Annotated in this window: 18 protein-coding genes; 2 read left to right on the plus strand and 16 right to left on the minus strand. The window is 70.8% G+C overall.

The features are described 5' to 3' along the window. Window positions 1–31 precede the first annotated feature (31 nt). The 15 genes from FHR37_RS12990 to FHR37_RS13060 form a co-directional block, all read right to left on the minus strand. Window positions 32–2,623, minus strand: a complete 2,592-nt coding sequence (locus tag FHR37_RS12990) for a hypothetical protein (protein ID WP_175542838.1) — start codon at window positions 2,621–2,623, stop codon at window positions 32–34. Between the two features lie 69 nt (window positions 2,624–2,692). Continuing rightward, window positions 2,693–4,921: a phage tail protein gene (locus FHR37_RS12995; RefSeq protein WP_092890184.1), complete on the minus strand. Its 2,229-nt coding sequence runs from the start codon at window positions 4,919–4,921 to the stop codon at window positions 2,693–2,695. Continuing rightward, window positions 4,918–6,939, minus strand: coding sequence for a putative baseplate assembly protein (locus tag FHR37_RS13000; RefSeq protein ID WP_092890181.1), 2,022 nt, complete (start codon window positions 6,937–6,939; stop codon window positions 4,918–4,920). The genes FHR37_RS12995 and FHR37_RS13000 overlap by 4 nt, the downstream gene beginning before the upstream one ends. Beyond that, a complete protein-coding gene (locus tag FHR37_RS13005) occupies window positions 6,936–7,301 on the minus strand; it encodes a GPW/gp25 family protein (protein WP_202818408.1) in 366 nt (121 codons plus the stop codon). The genes FHR37_RS13000 and FHR37_RS13005 overlap by 4 nt, the downstream gene beginning before the upstream one ends. A 37-nt stretch (window positions 7,302–7,338) precedes the next feature. Beyond that, window positions 7,339–8,106, minus strand: coding sequence for a hypothetical protein (locus FHR37_RS13010; RefSeq protein ID WP_139239245.1), 768 nt, complete (start codon window positions 8,104–8,106; stop codon window positions 7,339–7,341). Window positions 8,107–8,156: 50 nt separating this feature from the next. Then, window positions 8,157–8,702 (minus strand): phage baseplate assembly protein V, encoded by a 546-nt coding sequence (locus tag FHR37_RS13015; protein WP_139239244.1) that lies wholly within the window; start codon window positions 8,700–8,702, stop codon window positions 8,157–8,159. Further along, entirely contained in the window at window positions 8,699–9,922 is a 1,224-nt protein-coding gene (locus tag FHR37_RS13020; RefSeq protein ID WP_092890168.1) for a phage late control D family protein, read from the minus strand. Before FHR37_RS13020 ends, FHR37_RS13015 begins: the two co-directional genes overlap by 4 nt. Then, complete coding sequence (locus FHR37_RS13025) at window positions 9,919–10,602, minus strand: CIS tube protein (RefSeq protein ID WP_092890166.1); 684 nt, start codon at window positions 10,600–10,602, stop codon at window positions 9,919–9,921. The genes FHR37_RS13020 and FHR37_RS13025 overlap by 4 nt, the downstream gene beginning before the upstream one ends. A 3-nt stretch (window positions 10,603–10,605) precedes the next feature. Continuing rightward, window positions 10,606–10,806 (minus strand): hypothetical protein, encoded by a 201-nt coding sequence (locus FHR37_RS13030; protein ID WP_092890163.1) that lies wholly within the window; start codon window positions 10,804–10,806, stop codon window positions 10,606–10,608. Next, entirely contained in the window at window positions 10,806–11,339 is a 534-nt protein-coding gene (locus FHR37_RS13035; RefSeq protein WP_092890160.1) for a phage tail protein, read from the minus strand. Before FHR37_RS13035 ends, FHR37_RS13030 begins: the two co-directional genes overlap by 1 nt. Next, entirely contained in the window at window positions 11,336–13,561 is a 2,226-nt protein-coding gene (locus tag FHR37_RS32435; RefSeq protein WP_092890157.1) for a phage tail sheath subtilisin-like domain-containing protein, read from the minus strand. The genes FHR37_RS13035 and FHR37_RS32435 overlap by 4 nt, the downstream gene beginning before the upstream one ends. 3 nt (window positions 13,562–13,564) lie before the next feature. Then, window positions 13,565–14,014 carry a phage tail protein gene (locus FHR37_RS13045; RefSeq protein ID WP_092890155.1) on the minus strand — a complete coding sequence of 150 codons (450 nt, stop codon included), beginning with the start codon at window positions 14,012–14,014 and terminating at the stop codon, window positions 13,565–13,567. Between the two features lie 36 nt (window positions 14,015–14,050). After that, the gene (locus FHR37_RS13050; protein WP_092890152.1) at window positions 14,051–16,141 is read right to left on the minus strand and encodes a phage tail sheath C-terminal domain-containing protein; all 2,091 of its coding nucleotides are present in this window, start codon (window positions 16,139–16,141) and stop codon (window positions 14,051–14,053) included. A gap of 19 nt (window positions 16,142–16,160) precedes the next feature. After that, complete coding sequence (locus FHR37_RS13055) at window positions 16,161–17,246, minus strand: hypothetical protein (protein ID WP_092890149.1); 1,086 nt, start codon at window positions 17,244–17,246, stop codon at window positions 16,161–16,163. Continuing rightward, window positions 17,243–17,833: a Pvc16 family protein gene (locus FHR37_RS13060; RefSeq protein ID WP_175542837.1), complete on the minus strand. Its 591-nt coding sequence runs from the start codon at window positions 17,831–17,833 to the stop codon at window positions 17,243–17,245. The genes FHR37_RS13055 and FHR37_RS13060 overlap by 4 nt, the downstream gene beginning before the upstream one ends. 272 nt (window positions 17,834–18,105) lie before the next feature. On the opposite strand from FHR37_RS13060, the gene FHR37_RS13065 reads away from it, so the two are divergent. Then, window positions 18,106–18,330 (plus strand): hypothetical protein, encoded by a 225-nt coding sequence (locus FHR37_RS13065; protein ID WP_092890143.1) that lies wholly within the window; start codon window positions 18,106–18,108, stop codon window positions 18,328–18,330. Between the two features lie 39 nt (window positions 18,331–18,369). Then, a complete protein-coding gene (locus tag FHR37_RS13070; RefSeq protein WP_092890140.1) occupies window positions 18,370–19,218 on the plus strand; it encodes an AfsR/SARP family transcriptional regulator in 849 nt (282 codons plus the stop codon). Between the two features lie 155 nt (window positions 19,219–19,373). Here the strand turns inward: FHR37_RS13070 and FHR37_RS13075 are convergent, their stop codons facing one another. Further along, window positions 19,374–20,198, minus strand: a complete 825-nt coding sequence (locus FHR37_RS13075; RefSeq protein WP_179770996.1) for a response regulator transcription factor — start codon at window positions 20,196–20,198, stop codon at window positions 19,374–19,376. Window positions 20,199–20,394 lie beyond the last annotated feature (196 nt).

Below are 20,394 nucleotides of genomic sequence, written 5' to 3' on the forward strand. Positions count from 1 at the left end.
CAGGCACCGCCCGCACCCGCTTTGAGGGCCATCACTCGTCCTCGCCTTCGCCGATGATCCAGCTCTCGAAGCGGCCGCCCTCGACCTTGTCACCGGTGGGACAACGCGGATTCGGTCCGTTGATGCCGGGACCCAGGTGGTTCCCGTCCAGCGCCCTCGGGGTCTCGGCACCGTCCTCGCCCACGGCCGGTTTCAGCGCCAGGATCTGGTCGCCGCGGGCGACGATCAGCAGGTCGCCGGTCGGCAGGCCGTCGTTGCGCGGCCTCAGCCGGACGCCGTTCACCTCGTCCGGAGGAGGGTCCCCGAGGACCACCGAGACCTTCGGGTTGCCGCACTCGGACTCGACCCTCAGCGGCTGGATGGCCAGCCGCATCCCCACCCACTCCCAGGCCGGCGAGTTCAGGCCCACCTTGAAGGTCTCGTCGTCGGGCTCCCGGGGTACCCGTACGAAGATCTCGAAGGTGAACCGGTTGAAGGTGTCGGCGTTCATGAACTCGGTGAACGCGATCAGGAAGCCCTCCTCCTGGAGCCTGGCCTGCTGCGCCTGGTCCATCCGGGCGCCGTGCAGCCAGTTGATCGCCTGGATCCTGGGGTAGTCGCCCGTGCCCGGCCCGCCGGGGTCGCCCTTCGGTCCCTGCGGTCCTTGGGGTCCCTGCGGGCCTTCCGGCCCCTGCGGGCCTTCCGGTCCCTGCGGTCCTTCGGGCCCCGGGTCGCCCTTCGTGCCCGGTGGCCCCTCGGGTCCCTCGGGTCCTTCCGGTCCTTCCGGCCCGGGTGGCCCGGGGTTGCCCTTCGGCCCGGCCGGCCCGGGGTCGCCCTTGGGGCCGGCCGGTCCGGGGTCGCCCTTGGGGCCGGGACCGCCGCCGCTCCCGCCCGGGCGGTCCAGCAGGCACCGCACCGCGGCGGTCAGCTGCGCGACGCTGGGCAGGTTCACCCGGTCGGTGGTGAGCAGCGTGTCGCCGGTGAAGACGGCGCCGGTCTCGTAGTCGCGGACCGTGGTCAGCACCAGGCACTCGGGCTGGTCGCACTCCGGGCAGGGCCCGCCGCGAAGGTGCGCGCCGCAGTCGTTCTCGGTGACGGCGACGACCGCGACGCCGCCCTGCTCGGGGTGGCCGGCCGGGCCGGTGAAGGCGGCGTATGCGGTGGTGCCGAGCGCGACGATGTCCCCACCGGTGGCGCCGATGGTCACGGGTACGCCGACGGCAGAACCCGAATCCCGCAACGCCACCAGGTCGATCGCGACGATCGCGGCCGGGCCGGTCGCGGGCTGGATCGAGGCCAGCGCCCTCCATCCGCCTGCGGGGACGCCGAGTCCCAGCGGCGTCCCACCCAGGGAGGCGGCGGCACCGGTGGCGGTGACCGTTCCGGCGGTGAGATCGACGGCCGCGAGTTGGACGGTGCCCGCCGTGGCGTCACCGACCACCAGGTACTCGGCCGCGGCCCCGGCAGTCGTCGTACCGCTCCACGCGGCGAGCCGCTCGGGGGCGCCGGTGAAGGCCGCGCCGGTGGCGGTGCCCGGCGTGGCGGCGGCGATCAGGTTGATCTCACCGCTCGGATGGGCGGTGGCCCAGCCGCTCCCGTCGCCCAGCACGGTGAGGGCGGACGGCGCGGCGGCCACCGTGGCGGTGGCGAGTTGGGCCGTGGTCAGGTCCGCTCCGGCCGTGTCGATCGCGTCCGACCAGGCCGTGACGGTGGCCGCTCCGGAGTCCAGCACGAGCAGCCCGCCACCGGGGAGTCCGGCCAGCTGGACCACGCCGGTGGGTGCCCCCGCGAGGGGCAGGGTGTTGCGGACGACGCCGAGGTCGGCCGGGTCCACCACCAGCACACCGTCGGCGTCCCGCACCGCCACGTAGACCGAGTCCTCACCGGCCAGTACGTCGAGCCCATCGGCCGGCAGGGTCCGCGAGGCCAGCAGCGAACCGTTGGCGGTGTCGTACTGCAGCAGGCTGGGGGTGGCGCCCGCCGTGACCACGTAGAGCCGGTCCTGGTCCGGGTTCACCGCGATCCCGGCGACTCCGGCCACGGCGATCGTGGCGTCCCAGGTCAGCCTGGCCGGTGCGGGTGGCGGCGGCGCCGGCGGGTCGATGCGGGCCTGGAACCGGTAGGACTCGACGATCCGGTTGGGCCGGCAGGCGTCGTCACAGCTGCAGTCCGCGTAGACGGCGGGCACGTCCTCGGTGGCGCACTCGGCGTACTGCACGCACAGCTGGATGGTGTGTGTGCCGGTCATCGGGTCGTCGCCGTGCTCGGCCGCCCACGCCTGCTTCACCAGCTCGGCCAGCGGCACCACCTCCGGCCGCGCGAGCACGATCTCCTGACCACAGCAGTCCAGAGCCTGGCCTGGCCGCACCACGACGTAGGTGTCGCGGCAGCCCACCGTCGGGTGCGGCTCCACCTCGAGCCCGCAGCCGATGCCGCTGCCGTGCTGGTAGCGGTTGTGGCGCAGGTGCTTTCCGCGGAAGAAGTCCTGCTCGATCTGGAAGTCGCGGTCCAGCAGCAGCTTCCCGGTGAAGTAGGTGTTGCGGCCGAGCTGGGCGGGCGGGCAGCTCGCACAGTGCGGATCGTGTACGGAGCTCGTCGCGTGACTGCCGCAGCCACATCCGGCGTGCTGGGAAAGAGTTGCCATCCCGGCCCATCTCCTTCTCGCTGGTTCTGTACGGCAGCCAACCCGGTCAGCGTCGCCCGCCCGTCACGATCACGTCGCGGCGCCGCCGAGCCGGTGCGTGCCGACCAGGGCGCCGCCGGGTGGGACCGGCTCCCCGGCCAGCACGAAGCCGTCGCCCAGGCGCCGGCTCTCCCCTGGTTCGGGCAGCCCGCCGATCACGGTGTCGAAGCCGATCGTGGCCTGCCGGCCCACGCACATCCGCGCGCGGACGAGCACCAGGTCGGCCACGGTGTGCGCCGGTTTGGCCAGCTCGATCGCGAGCTGGGCCCAGCGCTGCGCGTCGTCCGGCGTGGTGTCCGCGTGCGGCAGCAGGAACACGGTGAACCGGTGGGCGTGCACCGCGAACGGGTCCAGCGCCGGGTCACCGGTGTCGACCAGGGTGAACTCGCCGATCCGGGAGAAGACGTCGAGCTGCAACCGTCCGACGATGGACGGACCGAAGAGCTGGTCCACGCCGAGCTGGGTACGGCCGGCGAACGCCCAGTGCCGCAGCCGGTACTGCTCCAGCACCCGGACCGTCGATCCGCTGAACAGCCCGACGAAGTCGGCCACGCCCGAGGGGGTTCCGCGCCGGGCGTAGAGGTCGGCCGCCCGGGCGATCAGGGCGCGGCGGGTCCGGGTGGGCAGCCCGGCATCGTTCGCGGCGCCGACCCACGCGGCCAGCCAGCTGAGGAAGTCGCCGTACTCGCTGGTTCCGCCGAGGCCGTGCTCACCGTCCGGTACGGCCCAGGGGTCGAGGAACGCGGGCAGCCGGTCCAGATGCCGGTCGATGGTCGCGGTCATGGTGTCGAACAGCGCGACGAAGCGCTGGGTGAAGTCACCGGCGGCCGGGTCGGCGGTGTAGACGGCGGGGAGGAAGCGGGTGCTGGTGTCCCGCGGGAGTTCCACCCGCAGCGACTCGACCACCGGGGTGGTGCTGCCGTCGCCGGAGAGGACGATCCGCAGCCACAGGTACCTCCCGCCGGCGGACCGGATCAGCTGGTCCACCGTCTCCGGGCCGCCGTCACCGGTACTCGTACGAAACTCGGGTCCGGTCACCCAGCGGTCCGGTGGCAGCGCCTCAACGGTGTCTGCGTCGAACGGCGCCTCCGCGGTAAGCGTGTCGATCCGTACCGACGTGCCCGCCGGGATGCAGGCGGTCAGCTCGATCCGGTGCCAGACCCGCGCCGTCCAGCCCGAGTCCAGGGGTTCGGTCCGCCCCTCTCCTCGCCGTGGGTATCCGCCGCCGTCGGACAGCCGTACGACACACTGCCGGCTTTGGTCCACCAGCACGGGGCTGCCGCTGGAGTCGAACGCCAGGCCGGACACCGCACTGTCCAGCCCCGAGTCGCAGGGCGCCAGCCCACCGGGACTTCCGGGACTTCCGGGGTCTCCGAGCAGCAGGCAGCCGGCCCGGTCCGAGACGCACAGCCGCCCGTCGGCGTCGACCGCCACCAGCACCGGGCGGAAGTCCTGCCGTACGGACGCAGGCGAGTCGAGGTCGGCGATCGCCACCCCGTCCGGACCGAGCTGGCGTACGGACGGCCGGCCCTTCTCCAGTACGTAGATCCGGCCGTGCAGGTCGAGCGCGACGGCGATCGGCTCGGACAGGGGCGGCAGACCGGCGCCCGATCCGTCGGTGGTGGCGCACCAGCGGCCGAACTGGTCGAACAGCACGACCAGGGCGCGGGCGGCGTCCAGCACGGCGATCCGGGTTCCGGCCGCGGCGACCGCGATCGGTGACCAGGGCGCGAGATCGCCCACCGGCCAACGAGGTTCGGGCAGAACCCCACCCTCGGCGATCACCCAGTCCGGGCAACTCGGCACCGGCCGGGTGCCCGGGACAGCGCTCACCGGACCGAGGACGGCCCGCACCCCACGGCCGTCACCGCTGACCAGGAGAACCCGGCGGAGCACCGGGTCGGCCAACACCACGTCGCCCGTGCCGGTGACGGCGATCCCGGCGGCCCCACCCAGCAACGACGGATCGGACGTCAGGCAGCCCAGCGGTGCGAACGTGCGGGAGCCGGGGTCGTAGCGCAGCACCCGGTGCCCGGACCGGTCGAGCACCAGGATCTCCCCGCGCGGCCCGATGGCCACGCCGGTGGGTGCGGTCAGGCCCCCGAAGGATCCGGACGGATCCGAGATCACCTGCGCCGCCGCGGGTTGCGGGCTCAGTGTCAACGGACCGTTGACAGTCTGGACGCCGGTGGACACCGACGGGTCGAGCCGCCAGCCCGCGCGCTGGTCGAGCAGGAACGAGGGCGACGGCGCGCTCATCGGTAGCCGACCACCAGTTGCGGGGTGAGCGCGTCGATCAGCTCACCCACGCCGATCTCCACGTCCCGGCAGAACATCTGCCGTTCACCGTCGAGTTCGACCAGCACCTGGTTGTCCCGGATCCGCGCGACTCCGGGCGTGGTCAGGATCAGGCCGAGCAGCGACGACGCGTAGATCGTGCCGCCGAACGGCCAGCCGGTGCCGTCGTCCCCGCCGGTGAGCGGATGCAGCCAGGTCGTGAGCCGGTCGCTCACCGCGTTCTGCACGACGGTGAGGTCGCTGCTCGGCGCGACGATCAGGTCCCCGACCACCCGCACCTGCCGATAGGTGGGGCCGGTGGCGAACACCTGGGTGGTGATCAGCCGGTGCTTGTTCAGTTCGGCGCAGACCTCGCGCAGGGTGTGCACCGTCGGGACCGGCGCCGGGCCGGGCGAGTTCGGCACCACGACCACCGTGACCGCACCCGGCACGGGCACACCCGGGAAGCCGGGGTCGGTCAGCGCGAGCGCGTGCACCCGGCCGACGGCGGCCGGGGTCTGCAGGGCGATGGTCTCGAAGTCCTCGGCGGTGACCGCGCGGCCGCCGGCCTTGAGCACGGCCGGGGCGCGCACCTTGGCCTGGGCGACCGTCTCCGGGTCCGCGCCGCCGGAGGCCGCGGCCAGGTTGGTCACCGACGCCACGCCGAACGCCGCGGTCTGCAGACTGGTCACCGTGCCGGCGCCGACGTTCCCGGCCGCGGAGCCGCCGGCCCGGTACCACACGGCCACGATGTTGTCGCCGGGATGCGCCGGGTTCGCGATCGGGATCCGGCCGTTGCGGCCGTCGCCGAACACGACGTCACCGGAGAACCGGTCCAGCACGAAGTGCTCGTCGTCCGGGCCGGAGGCCAGAAAGTCCGGAACCTGCTGCCAGGGTTGGGCTCCGCTGCCCTCGTCGACGCGGAGCTCGAGGTCGGTGACCCGGACGAGCCGGCCGTCGCCGCGCGCCACCTCGCGCTCCTCACCGCGGATGACCGGGACGGTGGAGAGGGTGAACGGGCCCTGGCTCGGCATCCCGTCGCTGCCGCCGAGCACCTCGTCCCGCAAGGTGACGCCCTGCAGCGCCGGCACCGTGTTCGGCGCGAGCACCCGCAGCCGGGGCGGGTTCTGGTAGTCGCCCGCGGTCAGGACGAAGCGGATCCAGTACAGCGACGTCGTCACCGAGCCGAGCTTCACCCGGGCGGCCCGGATGCCCGGCCCGGCCACGGTGAGCCGGCCGCTGCCGGTGAAGGCCTGGGTCTCGTCGGTCAGGATGGCGATCGGCTGCCAGCGGGTGCCGTCGTGGAACTCGGCCCACATCCGGCCCGCCGGTGAGCCGGGCCGGGCGTCGTCGCCCGCACGTACGACGTCGCCACCCGGCAGCGGCGGCAGGGTGGCGTACAGGGTGATCGGGTTGGCGGTGAAGGCGCCCGGCGTGGTGTAGCCGAGCATCAGCGCCGCGCCCACCGGGGCGTGCGCGCCGAAGATGTCGACGTCGGACGCGGTTCCGGTGCTGACCAGGCTGGCCTGCCCGCCGTTGGGAGGTACGGTCAGCAGGGCCGAGTGGTCGCGGAAGCCGGTGCCGTCGTAGGTCTGCACCGCGGTCAGCGGCGCGCCGATCGCCGTGAATCCCTCCAGCACCTCGAACACGATCGGCCCGTTGTCGCCCCCGCTGGTGGCGACCTGGGTGCCGGTGGGCACGAGCGCGTCGACCGTCGGGCCGGTGGTGGTGAACGTGAGTTCCACCCCGGCCGGAGTGGCAGTGCCGAGCTGGATGCCGAGCAGTTGCAGGAACTTCAGGTACGCGAGCTCCGGCACCCGGTTCATCCGGTAGAGCGTCTGCTCGGCTTGGGCCGCGAACAGCTGGATCAGCGTGATGCCGGGGTCGGAGAGGTTGTGGTCGGTCCATTCCGGCATGTACCGCGGGATCAGGGCGCGCGCCTGCGCGAAGAGCGCGGCGAAGTCGCGGTCGTCGAGGTTGGGCGCCTGCAGTCCGGTCACGTCACCATCCCCTCGGTCACGTACAGCGGGTAGACGAGGTTGTGGAGCGCGTTGTTCGCGCGGATTCGGTAGTCGACCGACACCAGCAGGGCGTCGAGGTCGCTCGCACCCGCGTCGTCCACCCGTACGTCGAGAACGTCGATCCGGGGCTCGAAGCGGACCAGCGCGGTGGTGACGTGGTGCGCGATCTCGGCCCGGGTGGCGGCGGTGTCGTTGTCGAACAGCAGCTGGTGTGCGCCACAGCCGAACTCCGGCTCCATCACCCGCTCACCCGGGGCGGTGGACAGCACGATCCAGATCGACTCCGCGATGTCCCGCTCCCCCGACGACCACGACAGGCCGCCCGAAGGATTGACGGACAACGGGAATCGCCAGCCCGTGCCCAGGAAGTCGCGGCGGTCATCCGGCACAGATGCCGCCGGTGATGTCGTCGATCGCGGTCACGGCCGCCTCGAGCACGGTGACGGTGGTGTTCAGCGTCTCCAGGTCGTCTGAGGACATCCCGGCCACCTCGAGTTTGATCGGCTCCAGCTGGGCGATCTCGAACAGCGGGGCCATCAGGCCGAGGACCGCCGCGATCGGGTCGATCGCCTGCCCGATCGCCGCGAGCTGGGCGTCCGCGTTGTCCTTGGTGCAGTTGGCGACCTCGAGCTCCGCGTCACTGGTGGAGACACTCAGCAGTGCCTGCCTGCCGTTCAGGAGTTCCTGCACCGAACGCAGGTTGGTGAGTACGCAGTTCAGGGATGCCCGGACCAGGCAGAGCAGATCCTTGACGAACGGCACCATCGAACCGCCCGGAATCACCAGCCCCAGGCAGGGTGCCAGCTTCTCCACGGCCGGGGTGAGTTTCTCCATCGCCTTGCCCGCGCCGAGCAGGTCGCCGCTGGTGAGGGCGCCGATCACCTCCATCAGCGGTCCGATCACCCCCAGGATCTTCAGCGGGCAGTCGATCGCGGCCAGCAGCGGAGCCACCTGCACCATGATGTTCATCGACGTGGCGCAGTCGCTCGGGATGCCCTTGGACAGGTCCGTGATCGCCTGCATGCTGCCGCCGGTCGGCAACGTCAGGGTGAGGGGTTTCCCTTGCGGGATGCGGAGTTTGGCACACGGCGGCAGGTCGAGTGCGTGCTGCACGTTGACCGAGAGCGGGATGTCGATGCGAGCCACGGACCAACCGTGCCGGTGTGCTGTCACCCCGCCGTCACGGGTTCGCCGAGTCAGATCGTGTTGCCGGTCGGGCTGACCACGCGGCTGACACCGGAGCTGGTGAGCACGATGACGGTGCCCCGCAACTCCAGGATGCCCTTCGAGCTGATCGTGACCTTGCCGTCGGCGAGCACGACCTGGCTGCCGGCCGCGTCCTCCACCACGACCGCGCCCCGGTTGCCCTCGGGCGTGGGAGTGGAGTCGATCAACCGGATGGTGTGGCCGTTCAGCGAACGGATCATCCGTTCGCGCGGTGCGGTGGACGGTGTTGCGTCCTTGCCGTTCCAGAGAAAGCCCATCACGATCGGGAAGCTGACGTCGCCCTGTTCGAACATGATCACGGCCTCGTCGCCGACCTCGGGCATCGCGAAGAAGCCGCGGTCGTGGCCGGCCATCGGCGCGGCCACCGGCGCCCAGTTGTGGTAGCCGTCGCCCAGTGCCGGGATGGTCACCTCGACCTCGCCCAGATGCTTGTCCGTGCCGACGGCCGCCACCTGGCCGATGACGACGCCGTAGATCTTTCCCGGTTGCGTCCCCGGGGTCGGCTGCATGCTCATGTCGTGTGCTCCAGCCTGGCCGAGAAGGTCGTACGGTAACCGGTGTCGGAGAGCACGTGCTTGGTACTGGTGAGGAAGTAGCGCCCGTTCAGCACCGTGCCGAGCCCGCCGAGTTCGACGTTCCGGCCGGCGCGCAGGTCCGGCAGCCCTACCACCGCGCCGTCGACGGTGATCTGCTCCAGCCGCTGCGCCTGCAGGACCTCGACCGCGTGCTTGCGGGCCAGCTCCGCGGTCCGCACCGGGAAGTCGCTGATCACCTCGTCGCGCCCGTTGCGCCGGGCGAACTCCCGCACCTGTGGTGGCACGTCCTTCAGCGCGGGGTCGTCGATCGTGCACTCGCCCTTGAGCTGCTTCTTGGTGGCCCGGTCCCAGCCGAGGACGGTCACCGACTTCAGCTGTTTCGCCGTCTGGATGGCGGCCTTGGCGCTGACCAGGCTCTGCCCGTAGACCAGGCGGTAGGTACGGTCGCGGATCCGGCGGCTGGGCCCGAAGTACAGCTCCGGCTTCCCCGCGGCGTCACGGCCGAGGAAGACGTCGTAGCCGCGCGCCCGGGCCCGGCGCATCAGGAACACGATCGGATACTCGTTGACCATCATCATCGACGGCAGTACCGGTTCGAGCTGAGCGGCCTGCGGATCGGTCCGGACCGCGACACCTAGGCCGGGGCGTCCGGAGGCGGTGTCCGGCGGCGGCTCGAGCGACTTCGCGATCTGGCTGTCGGTGACGCCCTGGTCCTTGCCCGACGGCCAGCCCCAGGTGAACTGCTTGCCACGCAGGCGATCCAGCACGTTCAGCCCGCGGATGGTCAGCCGGGGCGCGCCGGTCTCGGGGTACTCCGCGTCCAGGGCGGTGATGTAGCCGGTGGTCATCACCCGCAGGTCCGACTGCCTGCCGGTGTACCCCATCGACAGCTGGAGTTCGTTGCCCGGCTGGATCAGCTGCCACAGCGCCGCGTCGGCGTCCTTTCCGAGATACGCCGTGGCCAGCCGGCCGGCGTCCCAGTTGTTCAGCACCAGGGTGAACGAGTCCACCGCGTCGATCCGGTCCTCGAAGGTGACCTCGATGATGTCCCGGACGATCCGCGGATCCAGCGGCGTGCCGCCCTTCTTGCTGCCCGGCTTGCCGCCGTTGTGTGGCGACGCACCGAGCAGCGCGACCCGGAACGCGGGCGCGTAGAAGGGCTGTCCGGGTTCGTCGAGCTCGATCACCGGTGCGGTCACTGGTCACCTCGCGGGATCCGCAGGATGGCGCCGGGCGGGATCGCCGACGGGTCGTCGATCCCGTTGGCCTCGGCGATCCGCCGCCAGTCCGAACCCGTTCCGCCGTAGGCGCGCTGGGCCACCGAGGCGATCGTGTCCCGGGCGCCCACCACGTCGGACTTCGTGTGGTCGCTGGACTTGAGGTTGAGCTGCTGCAGTTGCTCGGTGAGGGTCTTGTACTCCTTGAGCTCCACCGACAGCGTGGCCCGCAGCGGCAGGCCGGTCTCGGAGAAGAACGTGTACTTCTGCGTGACCGAGGAGCACACGCACTTGAAGCCGTTGCGGATCCGCCCCGGGAACGCCGTACCTCCCCAGGTGAAGAGCAGGATCGGCGGTGCGTGCGTGTTGTTGTCGATCTTCACCAGGTCGTAGAAGTCGTCGGTCTTCTCGGTCACCGCCTTCACCTGCGGACCGGTGCCCTCCTCGGTGGCGTCGAAGAACAGGTCGAGCTTCATCGTCTCGGTCTGGCCGCGGACGAACTGCAGGATGGGAGAGTCCAGCCCCGGAACGCCGATCTCGGCAAGCTGGTTGGTCTTCGTCAGGGTGTAGTCGGTCGGGTTGAACTGCACCTTCAGCCGTTTTCCGCCCTCGGTCGCCCCGGGCGAGGGCAGGCGGTAGAACTGCGCGCGGGCCAGGGCCACGACTCAGCCCTCCTTCCGTACGGAGTTCCACATCGCACGGTCGGACTTCGCGCCCGCCTGGGTGCGCTCGCGTTCGTCCAGCCTGGCGATCACCGCGCTCACCACCCGGTCCAGGACGTCGGGTGAGAGCAGCGTCCGGTCGTCCACCGGCTGGATCCGCAGGTCGATCTCGCCGACCTCGAACTGCTCGTCGGGGCCTGCCATCACAGCCGCCCGAACGACTCGGCCACCGAGGAGATGGTGGCCGCGATCTCACCCGCCACCCCGAGCGAGCGCACGATCAGTCCCTCGTGCGCGATCTCGAGTTCCTCGATGGCGATCTGGCTGCCGAGCGCGTTCACCGGCGGGCCGGCCCAGCGGACCGGGATGCCGCGCTGGAAGCGCCACGACCGGACCACGTCGCCGTCGTCGTTGCGCAGCTGGATGATCCCGTCGCGCCGTCGCCCACGGCCACGCAGGAAGTCCTCGTGCCACTGCCACAGGTCCAGCGAACTGGTCACGCCGCGGCGCAGTTTGAGGTTGGGATGGCGTACCCGGCCGGGAAACTTGAGCACGCCGGTGTTCCGCCCTCCCTCGGCGTACTCGTCCACCGCCATCGTCGCCTCCAGGCCGCTGCACTCGGAGAACCCGGTGTCCGGGGCGGGCAGGATGGACGACAGCACGGCCGACACCGGTGACGCCGTCTCCACCAGGCGGACGACGAAGTTGGCGGCGGTGATCGGGCGTTCGGCGGTCATGGCGTGCCTCCGGGTCCGGTCAGCCCGGTGAGTGAACCGGTCAACGGCACGGCCGGGTTGTCCGGGGTGACGGCGCCGGCGGCGCTGCTGTCGGCGAACTCCAGCCGGTCCTGGGTCCGGGCGACCCGGAGCAGGATGAACTCGTTCGGGCGGGCGGCGGCCAGGCTCAGCTCCGCCGAGAGAATGCCGCCGACCCGGTCGGTGCCGTCGAAGCTGATGCGGTACGACTCGACGTCGCTCGCCCCGGCCAGGGCGCCGGCGGCGTAGAGCCCTTCGGCGAACCCGGCCAGCACGGTGTCGACCAGGCCGATGAGCGCGTCGTCCAGCGGCTCGAACACCGACCAGGCCAGCGCACCGGACAGCACCCGCCGCGCGTAGAGGAACAGCCGCCGGACGTTGAGGTTGCGCCAGGCCGGGTCGTAGCTCACAGTCCGCGCGCCCAGGCAGACGATCCCGCGAGCCGGCTTAGGCCGCAGCACGTTCACGCCCTCGCTGTTCAGGATCGCGTGGGCGTCGTCCCCGAAGTCGGAGTCGGCGGCGACCGCCCACTGCATCACCCGGTTGGCCGGAGCACGCCACGGGCCGACGTCGGCGTCGGTCCCGGCGATCAGTCCGGCCAGGTGCCCGCTGGGCGGCAACCGCCTGTTCTGCCTGCCCTGTGCGGTGCCCCGTGCGGCCAGGGGGTCGATCACGCTGATCCAGGGTGCGTACAGAGCGGCGTAGGAGCTGTCGAACCGCGCGCGCCATCCGCGCAACTGACCCACGTCCAGCGGACGGCGCCCGGCCGGCGGATCGAGCAGCGCCAGCCGGTCGCCGAGCCGTTCGCAGTGCTCGATCACCAGCTGCTGGGCGGCGGCGATGGCGTCGTCGTCGAAGACCGCGCCGGCCTCGGTCACCGCGGCCGACGTGATCGGCACCGGCCGGGCCGGCGGCGCACACGGGTCGCACGGGTCCGGCAGTGGCGGCGGAAGCGTGACCTTCGCGGCGACCGGGCCCGCGACCAGGTCGGGGATGGCGATGATCCCGGGCTCGGACAGCACGCCGAGCACGCTCAGCCCATACAGGGTTGACGGATCGGCGCTCTCACTCGCGGCCAGGTCGGCTCCGAGCAGGTCGGTCACGGTCATTCCCGCGCTCCCGTCCCGGCCGCCGGTCAGCACGGCCGTCGCGGGGTCCCCCGTCACGGTGGCGGACAGCGCCGCCGCCGGATGGCTCGGGACGAGCGGCGGGCCGCCCGGAGGCAGCTCCAGCCGGATCAGCCGGCTGGACGCGGCCACGGTGTCCAGCGCGTACCGCGGATGTCCCGGCACCAGGACCAGATCGGAGTGCACCTCCAGCAGATGGCCGCGGTCGGAGACGCCGAGCGTGAACGAGTCCGTCTCGCAGGTGATCGGCCGGCTCAGGTCGAACCCGCCCACCCCGGTCGGCAGCGGCGCCCGCAGCAGGAGCACCCGGGTGACACCGTCCACGCCGTCGAGCACCTGCCAGCGGGTGATCGGCGTGGGGGTGGTCTGGCTGAACCGCACCAGGGAACCGGTGGTGAACCCGTCGACCCGCGACACCGGCAGCGCCGCGGCGGTTCCCACCGCGAGCGTGACCGCCGCGCTGCGACGGCCGCCACTCACCCGTACGGTCAGCCGGTTGCCGGCGCTGCCCGGGCCGTACGCCCTGACCACCAGCACGGGCGTACCGGCGGCGTCGGCGAACCCGGCCGAGGCGACCCCTCCGCCACTGGCCACCGTGATCGGCCCGTTCGTGACCGGGTCGAGCTCGAGCGCCAACGGCCGGTCCCAGGTGACCGTCATCCCCACCGGGTCGACCGCCGTCACCAGATGCTGGTGCGATCCGGTGGCCGGGCCGCCGAGCGTGGCCGAGCCGCCGGGGACGAGCCCGTCCAGCGCCAGTACCACCGACGTACGCCGATCCGCCGGCTGCACCGCGGCGAGGGTGGTGGTGTGTTCCGGCGCCACCGCCCGGACCACGTATGCGAGCGAACCACCGTTGTCGAAGAAGGCCTTCGCGGCGTACGCCCCCAGCCCGTTCGGGATGAAGAAGCCGAACAGGTCGGTGAACATCCGCCAGGAGCTGATCCGCACCGGGACCCCGGCCGGCCCGCGTTCGCACACGGCGACCAGGCCGAGCACGTCCACCCGGCCCGGCTGTACCGGCGGCGGCGGGTCGACCAGCTCGACCCGGACACCCGGTGCGGCCATCAGTTCCATGCGCTACACCGCGACCATTTCGAACTTCTCCAGGCAGATCTCGATGGCCTCGATGGCGATCTCGCTCTGCATGGCGTTGAAGGCCGGGCCCTCCCACTTGCAGATCCAGCCGCTGGTGAACTTCCAGCGCAGGACGTCGTTGTGGAGTTCGTCCAGCAGTACGACGGCGCCGTCGCGCCGGTCCGCGACCCCGCTGGAGACGTTCGCGAACCACTGCCACAACGTGGGTTCGGTGGTGATCCCCCGCCGCAGCGACAGGTTCTGGAACTTGCGCATCCCGAACTCCTTGATGGGATGCAGATCCGGGGAGTTGCCGGCCCGGTACTCCACCGGGTCGATGGTGAAGTTCATGCCGCTCGCCTCGCGGAAGGCCGCGACCTCCTCACCGCCGTTGCCGATCTCGACCCGGAAGTTGAACCCCCGGTAGGGATCCACCCGATCTCCGACTGCCATGCCTGGTCACCTTCTCCGTGCGTTGTCGCGAGCGTTCTAGAGTTCCTGGACGGACGAGCCGCCGAGCCACTGGCCGATCCTGATGACGACGAACTCCGCCGGGCGGACCGGGCGGACGCCGATCTCCATGATCAGGCGGCCGTTGAGGATGTCGTCGTCGCTGTGCGTACTGCGGTCGCAGCGAACGAAGAACGCCTCCTCGGGCTTTGATCCCATCAGGGCGCCGTCCCGCCAGATCCGGGTGAGGAAGATCGTCACGCTGTCACGGATCCGTGCCCACAGGCGTTCGTCGTTCGGCTCGAACACGTAGGGCTGGGTGCCCTCGTCGAGGGACTCCTCGAGGAAGATGAACAGCCGCCGGACGTTGATGTAGTTCCACATCGGGTCGCTGGTCAGGCAGCGGGCGCCGTAGATCCGCAGGCCGCGGTGCTGGGTGCGCAGGTCGCGCAGCACGTTGACGTTGACCGGGTTCAGGATCTCCTGCTGGCCCTTGGAGATCACCGCCTCGAAACCGAGGACCCCGCCGATCACCTCGTTCGCCGGCGCCTTGTGCACACCGCGGGTGTTGTCGGTACGGGCGTACACCCCGCAGATGTGCCCGCTCGGGCCGATCGCCCGCGGCGCGCCGGTGCGGTCGTCGGCGACCAGCACCCGCGGGTAGTAGAGCGCGGCGTACTTGCTGTCGTAGAGGTTGCGCTGGTCGGTGATCTGGGTCAGCGTCGCCGGTTGCCCGGCGGTCCCCGGCACCGGGTCCAGGACGGCGAACCGGTCCATCAGCAGCTCACACTGCTCGATCAGCGCGAGCTGTACTCCCTGGTCGGACACCCCGGGGGCGGCCAGGATCGCCACCTCGTCGACCTCCTCCAGCGCGAGCAGGCCGCTGCGCCGGCCGGGCCCGGGATCGGTGCCCACGAAGTCGGACGCGACCGGGGCGGACGTGCCGTCGCTGCCGCCGGTGCCGAAGGTGATCGCCCCGCCGAAGGTTCCGGCCGGGAAGCTGAACGGGTCGCTGCTCGCCGGGTCGGCCGGCAGCGTGGTGGTCCCGTCGCCGTAGACCACGAGGTTCGAGCCGGCCAGCACGTCGCGGAAGTAGCGACCGGGGACCTGGGCGATGGTCATGCCCGAGAACCGTTCGGACACAGTCGTTCTGGCGGCGGCGTCGGTGTAGCTGACGGCGAGGCCGAACTCGCACGAGGACACCCGGGTGGGCGTTGCGCCGGCCGGGTCGTAGTCGGTGGCTCCCGGAGCGGGTCCGTCGACGGTGAGGACGGAGCCGGCCACCGACAGGACCGGCCGGTAGAACTTGTCGGCGCCGGTGTCGATCTCGATCCACGCACCCGGATAGAAGCCGGCCGCGTTGAGCACCCGGAGCTTCGTGTCGCCCACCGCCGCGGAGTCGATGGCAACGAACTCGGTGCGCGCAGCGGCCTCCTGGGTGGCGGTGACCTGCAGGTCCCGGCCCCAGGAGCCCGGATCGTGGGCGGCCAACTGGATCGAGGCGATCGCCGAGACGGCCGGGGTCGCCGTTCCGGTGATCGCCCCGTCGGCGCCGAGACCGGTAGAACCGGTGAGAACCCCTGCCCCGCTGGGGAAGTCGACCGTGGTGGAGAACGCGGCGCCGACGGTGACCGTCCGGGTGCCGGCGTCGGTGGCGGTGACCGTGACGACGTCGGAGAGCACCTCGATGCCGTCTCGCTCGGTCCGCAACTGCAGCGTGGTGCCCACCCCGATCCCGCGCAGCAGACCGGTGAGCTGGGCAGTGGTGGCGTTGCGGAGTACGGCTGACCGGGTCGTGGTGGTGACGCCGCCGGTCGGCGCGGCGGTCGCGACGGTCGCTCCGCCCGGTACCACGCGCGAGACGTACAGCCGGCGGCCACCGTTGGCGAAGAAGCCGCGAACGCCGTCGGGCAGGTCGCGGAAGCCGTCCAGCATCGGGTCCGGGGGCAGCGCCCCGCCGAACGTTCGGACGAAACTGCCGTGGTCGGTGATCAGCAGTGGGCGACCGCTGATCGGACCGCGCCGGGTCAGGCCGACGAACCCGGTGGTGCTGGTGCCGACACCCTGGATGGGGCTTGGACCGGAGTTGACCTCTTGGACGATCACACCGGGAGCGAGGTACTCGACCATGACGGTTCCTTCGTGAGTCTTACGGGGTGGCGAGGTCGACGATGATCGGGCCGCCGCCCGGATCGATCGCGGTGGTGAGGGCGGGCCCGGTTCCGGCGGGGCCGGTCGCGGTCAGTTGGAGTGCGGCGAGGTTGCGGACGCCGGCCAGCCGTACGTGGCCGCCCAGGTCCGAAACCGCATGTGGGGAACGGATCTCGCTGCTGGTGCCGTCGTCGATCCGGACGGCGGCGGTGCTCGTCAGCCCGGTCAGCGGCGAGTCGAGCAGCAGAACGCCGTCCCCCGCTCGCGGTGCCCGGGTGAGCACCGGAGACGGTCCGGTGAGCGTGACGCCGTGGCCGGTGACCGGGGCGCCGCCAGGGGCGCTGTGCACGACCGGGCTCCGCAGCAACACCTGCCCCGGATCGGGTCCGGGCCCCTGGACGACGACGTGCTCGCGAACCGGGGCGGCACCGAACTCCAGGACGGTCCCGGCTCCGATTCCCGCCGAACTGGCGAGGACGACGCTGACGGCGCCCGCGACCACCGGCTCGGCCAGCGTCGTGACCGGGCCCGCGGTGAGCGTGCACTCCCGGACGACGAGCCCGGCAGCGTGGTCGCGAGCCAGCGGGGTACGCAGCGCGAGGGCGAAGGGTGCGCCGGCCACTCCCGTTCCGGCGGTGACGGTGGCGGCCGGAACCACCGGGAAGGGGAAACCGACGCGCCGGACCGTGCCGGTGATCGTACGTACCGGATCGTCCAGTTCCCAGGCAGGCATGTGCACCGGCAGCGGCGCGCCGGTCGGCACCGAGAAGTCGCGGCGGATCACCGGCTCCCCCGGCACCGCCAGTTCCACGGTGATCGTGGTGAACGGCACCGACGATCGCAGCACGAGATCGGGCCGCCCGGCGACCACCAGGAACCCTCCGGAAGCGATCCGGGCCCGGGCGTGCGGATGACCGGTGCGGACGGACGGCTGAGCCGCCCGGGCCGGGAACGGCCGGCCCGTTGCGGCCCGCACCAGCGGCACGATCACCAGGACGGCGTCCAGCGTCTCCTCCCGACCGGCCACCGCGTAGGTGCGGGCCGAGGTGGCGACGGTCGTGACGCCGGTGACGGGGGTGCTCACGTGACCCCCACGATCTGCGCGTAGCCGGAGTGCCGGGACAGCGCCGGAGGACCGGCGGACGGCGCCAGGTGCGAGTCGATGCTCACGCCGTCCACGATCAGGCTGAACGCGGCGCGCTGCTGGCTCTGCAGGGACCACCAGAGGGTGTTCTGCTCCGCGGTGCCGGACATCTCGATGCTGAGCTTCATCGTCGTCGGCGTACCGGCCAGGGCCCCGCGCAGTGAACTCCCGCCGAGCTGCGCATGGTCACGCACCACCTGGATGGCGCGGCCCATCAGGGTGTGCTCGGTCAGGACCGCCGAGTGCATGGGGGCGACCAGGTAGTGCAGCTGCAGCGACGTCGACCGGCGCTCGGTCTCCTGCGGCGAGATCCGCCGTCCGGACTGGTTGGCCAGGTCGGGCTGCAGCACCACCCGGTAGAGCCACACCGACAGCGCGTCGGTGACGACGGCGACCTCGAGCTCCCGCGGCGAGCGCAGGTCGACCGGGACGCCGTTGAGCGTGGCGTCGGGGTCGTCGGTGATGTGCTCCTTGAACAGGTCGCGCAAGGAGAGCGATGCACCACGGATCGCCGCGTAGTCCGTCACGAGGCCCAGCGAAACCGGCGGCCGTCACCCCACCGTTACGGGCGCGCGGCGAAGGCGTTTTCCACATCGAGCCCTGGTACTTGACAGCCCTCGGGGCCCGCCGTCATCGTGACGGGAAGATCTTGGGGGGTGGTGGTGGGCCGGCAGTGTGAGATCGCCACGGGCGTTGCCCAGACCAGGTGCTCGACCCTGGACTTCACGACCGCGGGAAAACCGAACTGTGGTGTCGAACTCGCGACGGATGCGTGACGGTTCGCAAAGATCGTCGTTCCATGACGAAGCAATCCGAGCAATCGAAGCCGTCGGCAGCCGTCTGGATCCTGCGTATCGAGAATCAGCCGAACGCACCGATGATTACTGTGATGAGCCGGTCCGAACTGCTTGCCCCGGGACCGGACACGGTTGCCCGGTATCGCGACATCGACAGCGCGACCGGCGCGATCGCCGAATCTGCCGCCCAGTTTCTCAAGCGGTGCGCCTGCCACCCGGATGACTGACTCGTCGGTCCTCCATTCGATCTCTCATCAGGACATCTCATGTTCACATCTTTGATCGACGAACTGACCGACGAACAAGCGCCGGACGGAATCCTTCATCTGTTCGGGGGACCGTACTTCCGCCACCAGGGAAGGCGCTTCGACGTTCCCGAGGGAAGCAAACGACTGCTCGTGCTGGTCGCACTGAGGAAGGGCCGGCTGTCCCGGCGGGCGGTTGCCGGCGCACTCTGGCCGGTCGGCGAGGACGAACGCGCCGCCGGAAATCTACGTTCGGCACTGTGGCGGCTCAACAAGGCCGGCATCGACATCATCGACGCTGACAAGAACTGCTTGTCACTGCGCGAGGGTGTCGCCATCGACGTGTCCCTGGTGACCTCGTGGGCAGGACGGCTGATCGTGGGCAACCCCACGCCGGCCGACCTGAGCGTTCTTCCCGAGAGCGTGGACAGCCTCGACCTCCTGCCCGGCTGGTACGACGACTGGATCTCGCTCGAGCGGGAGTCGGTTCGTCAGAGTGTGCTGCACGGCCTGGAGGCCCTCGTCTGTCAGCTCATCGTGCGAGAGCGGTTCGCCGAAGCCGTGACGGCATCGATGATGGCGGTGACAGCGGACCCGCTGCGGGAAACTGCGCAACGCTCACTGATGCAGGCCCATCTTGCCGAGGGGAACCTCGCCGAGGCGTACAAGGCGTACCAGTGCTACCGCCGCCGGCTGTGGGACGAGTTGCAGATTCATCCGGGCCAGGAGCTCCGCGGACTCCTCGGTCGCGCGGTGACCGGGGCGGTGGCCACGCCCACGTATGTCCCCGCACCTTCGGGCCTCGGTCACCAGCCACACGTTTCCGTTCCCGAATCACATCAACCCCTCCCCCGACCGGTCGCACAGTAGACGAGACCCATCGGACGAAAGACCATACGCATGCGGGCCTCCGGACTCGCTCGTGGACATCGCGCGTGCCCGAAGTCTCGCCGGTAGTGTCCGACACCAACCGGCCCCTGAGAGGACTCACCTCGGGGACACCCGGCGTACCGACGACCGGCGTGTCACGGAGTGCCGGCAATGCTGAGACTGCCGATGCCCGGGCGCCACGCCACGAATCGCTGACCGACGACGTCGCGAACGAGTGAGTGATCCGTCGGTTGAGGGGGCTCGGCTACTCGTCGCGGTTGTCCCCCCGCCAGAACCAGGCCGCACTCGCGGGCAACGAGCACTGCCCTGAGGCGGTCGCGAACACCGAGCTTGCGATAAAGATGGTCCAGGTGGACATGCACCGTCCGCGGGGAGATCGCCAGTCGCCGGGCGATCGCCTCAGCGGTGAGCCCTTCGGCCAGCAACTGCAGGACAGCGAGCTGACGACCGGTCAGTCCGAGAGACACAGCGGTCGGGGATACGTCAGGTTTTCCTGCGGCACGTTCATCGAGAACGTTGGCCTGGCGAGCCAACAGGCACAGCAGGGGCTGGACTCTGCGCGCCAGACTGACGTCCTCGTCGGAGAAGTCCTGGCCGGACTTCGCTATCACGAAGGCGCGGTACGTCGCCGCACGCGAGATCCGGTAAGGAATCGAGATCTGCTGCTCGAAGCCGTCGTCCAGCAGCTCCGCGCGGAGAAACGAAAGAGCTCGTTTGTTCTCCGCGTTCTGCGGCACCCGTCCGATCGACGTCGCCGTAGGGTCCTGGGTCACGGCGAACCACCTGATCAGCGGATGCCGGGTCATCATCTCGGCCCACACGCCCATCGCATCCGGACGAGGCCAGCCCGGAACAGGCTCGTTCAGGTGGAAGCCGTAGCTCCCGTCACCGTCGCGCCACTGCCAGGTGGACACCACGCACGGAAAGGAGGACTGGAAGGTCTCGAGGAGCAGGTCCACCGGGAAACCGGTTGAAGGGGAAGCCAGGGAATCACCGATCACGTCGACCCACGGCCTGAACCGTCGCTCAAGGCTTGTTCCGGTCATCGCATCACCACGGCGCCGTATCCGAATCGAATGCTTACCTCAGTGGGACAGAGGTGGCAACAGGTTAGCTTCTCCGGGCACGGAAGGGATCAAGATTTCAGATCCTCGC

The sequence above is a fragment of the Actinopolymorpha cephalotaxi genome (assembly GCF_013408535.1).
GTDB classification, from domain to species: domain Bacteria; phylum Actinomycetota; class Actinomycetes; order Propionibacteriales; family Actinopolymorphaceae; genus Actinopolymorpha; species Actinopolymorpha cephalotaxi.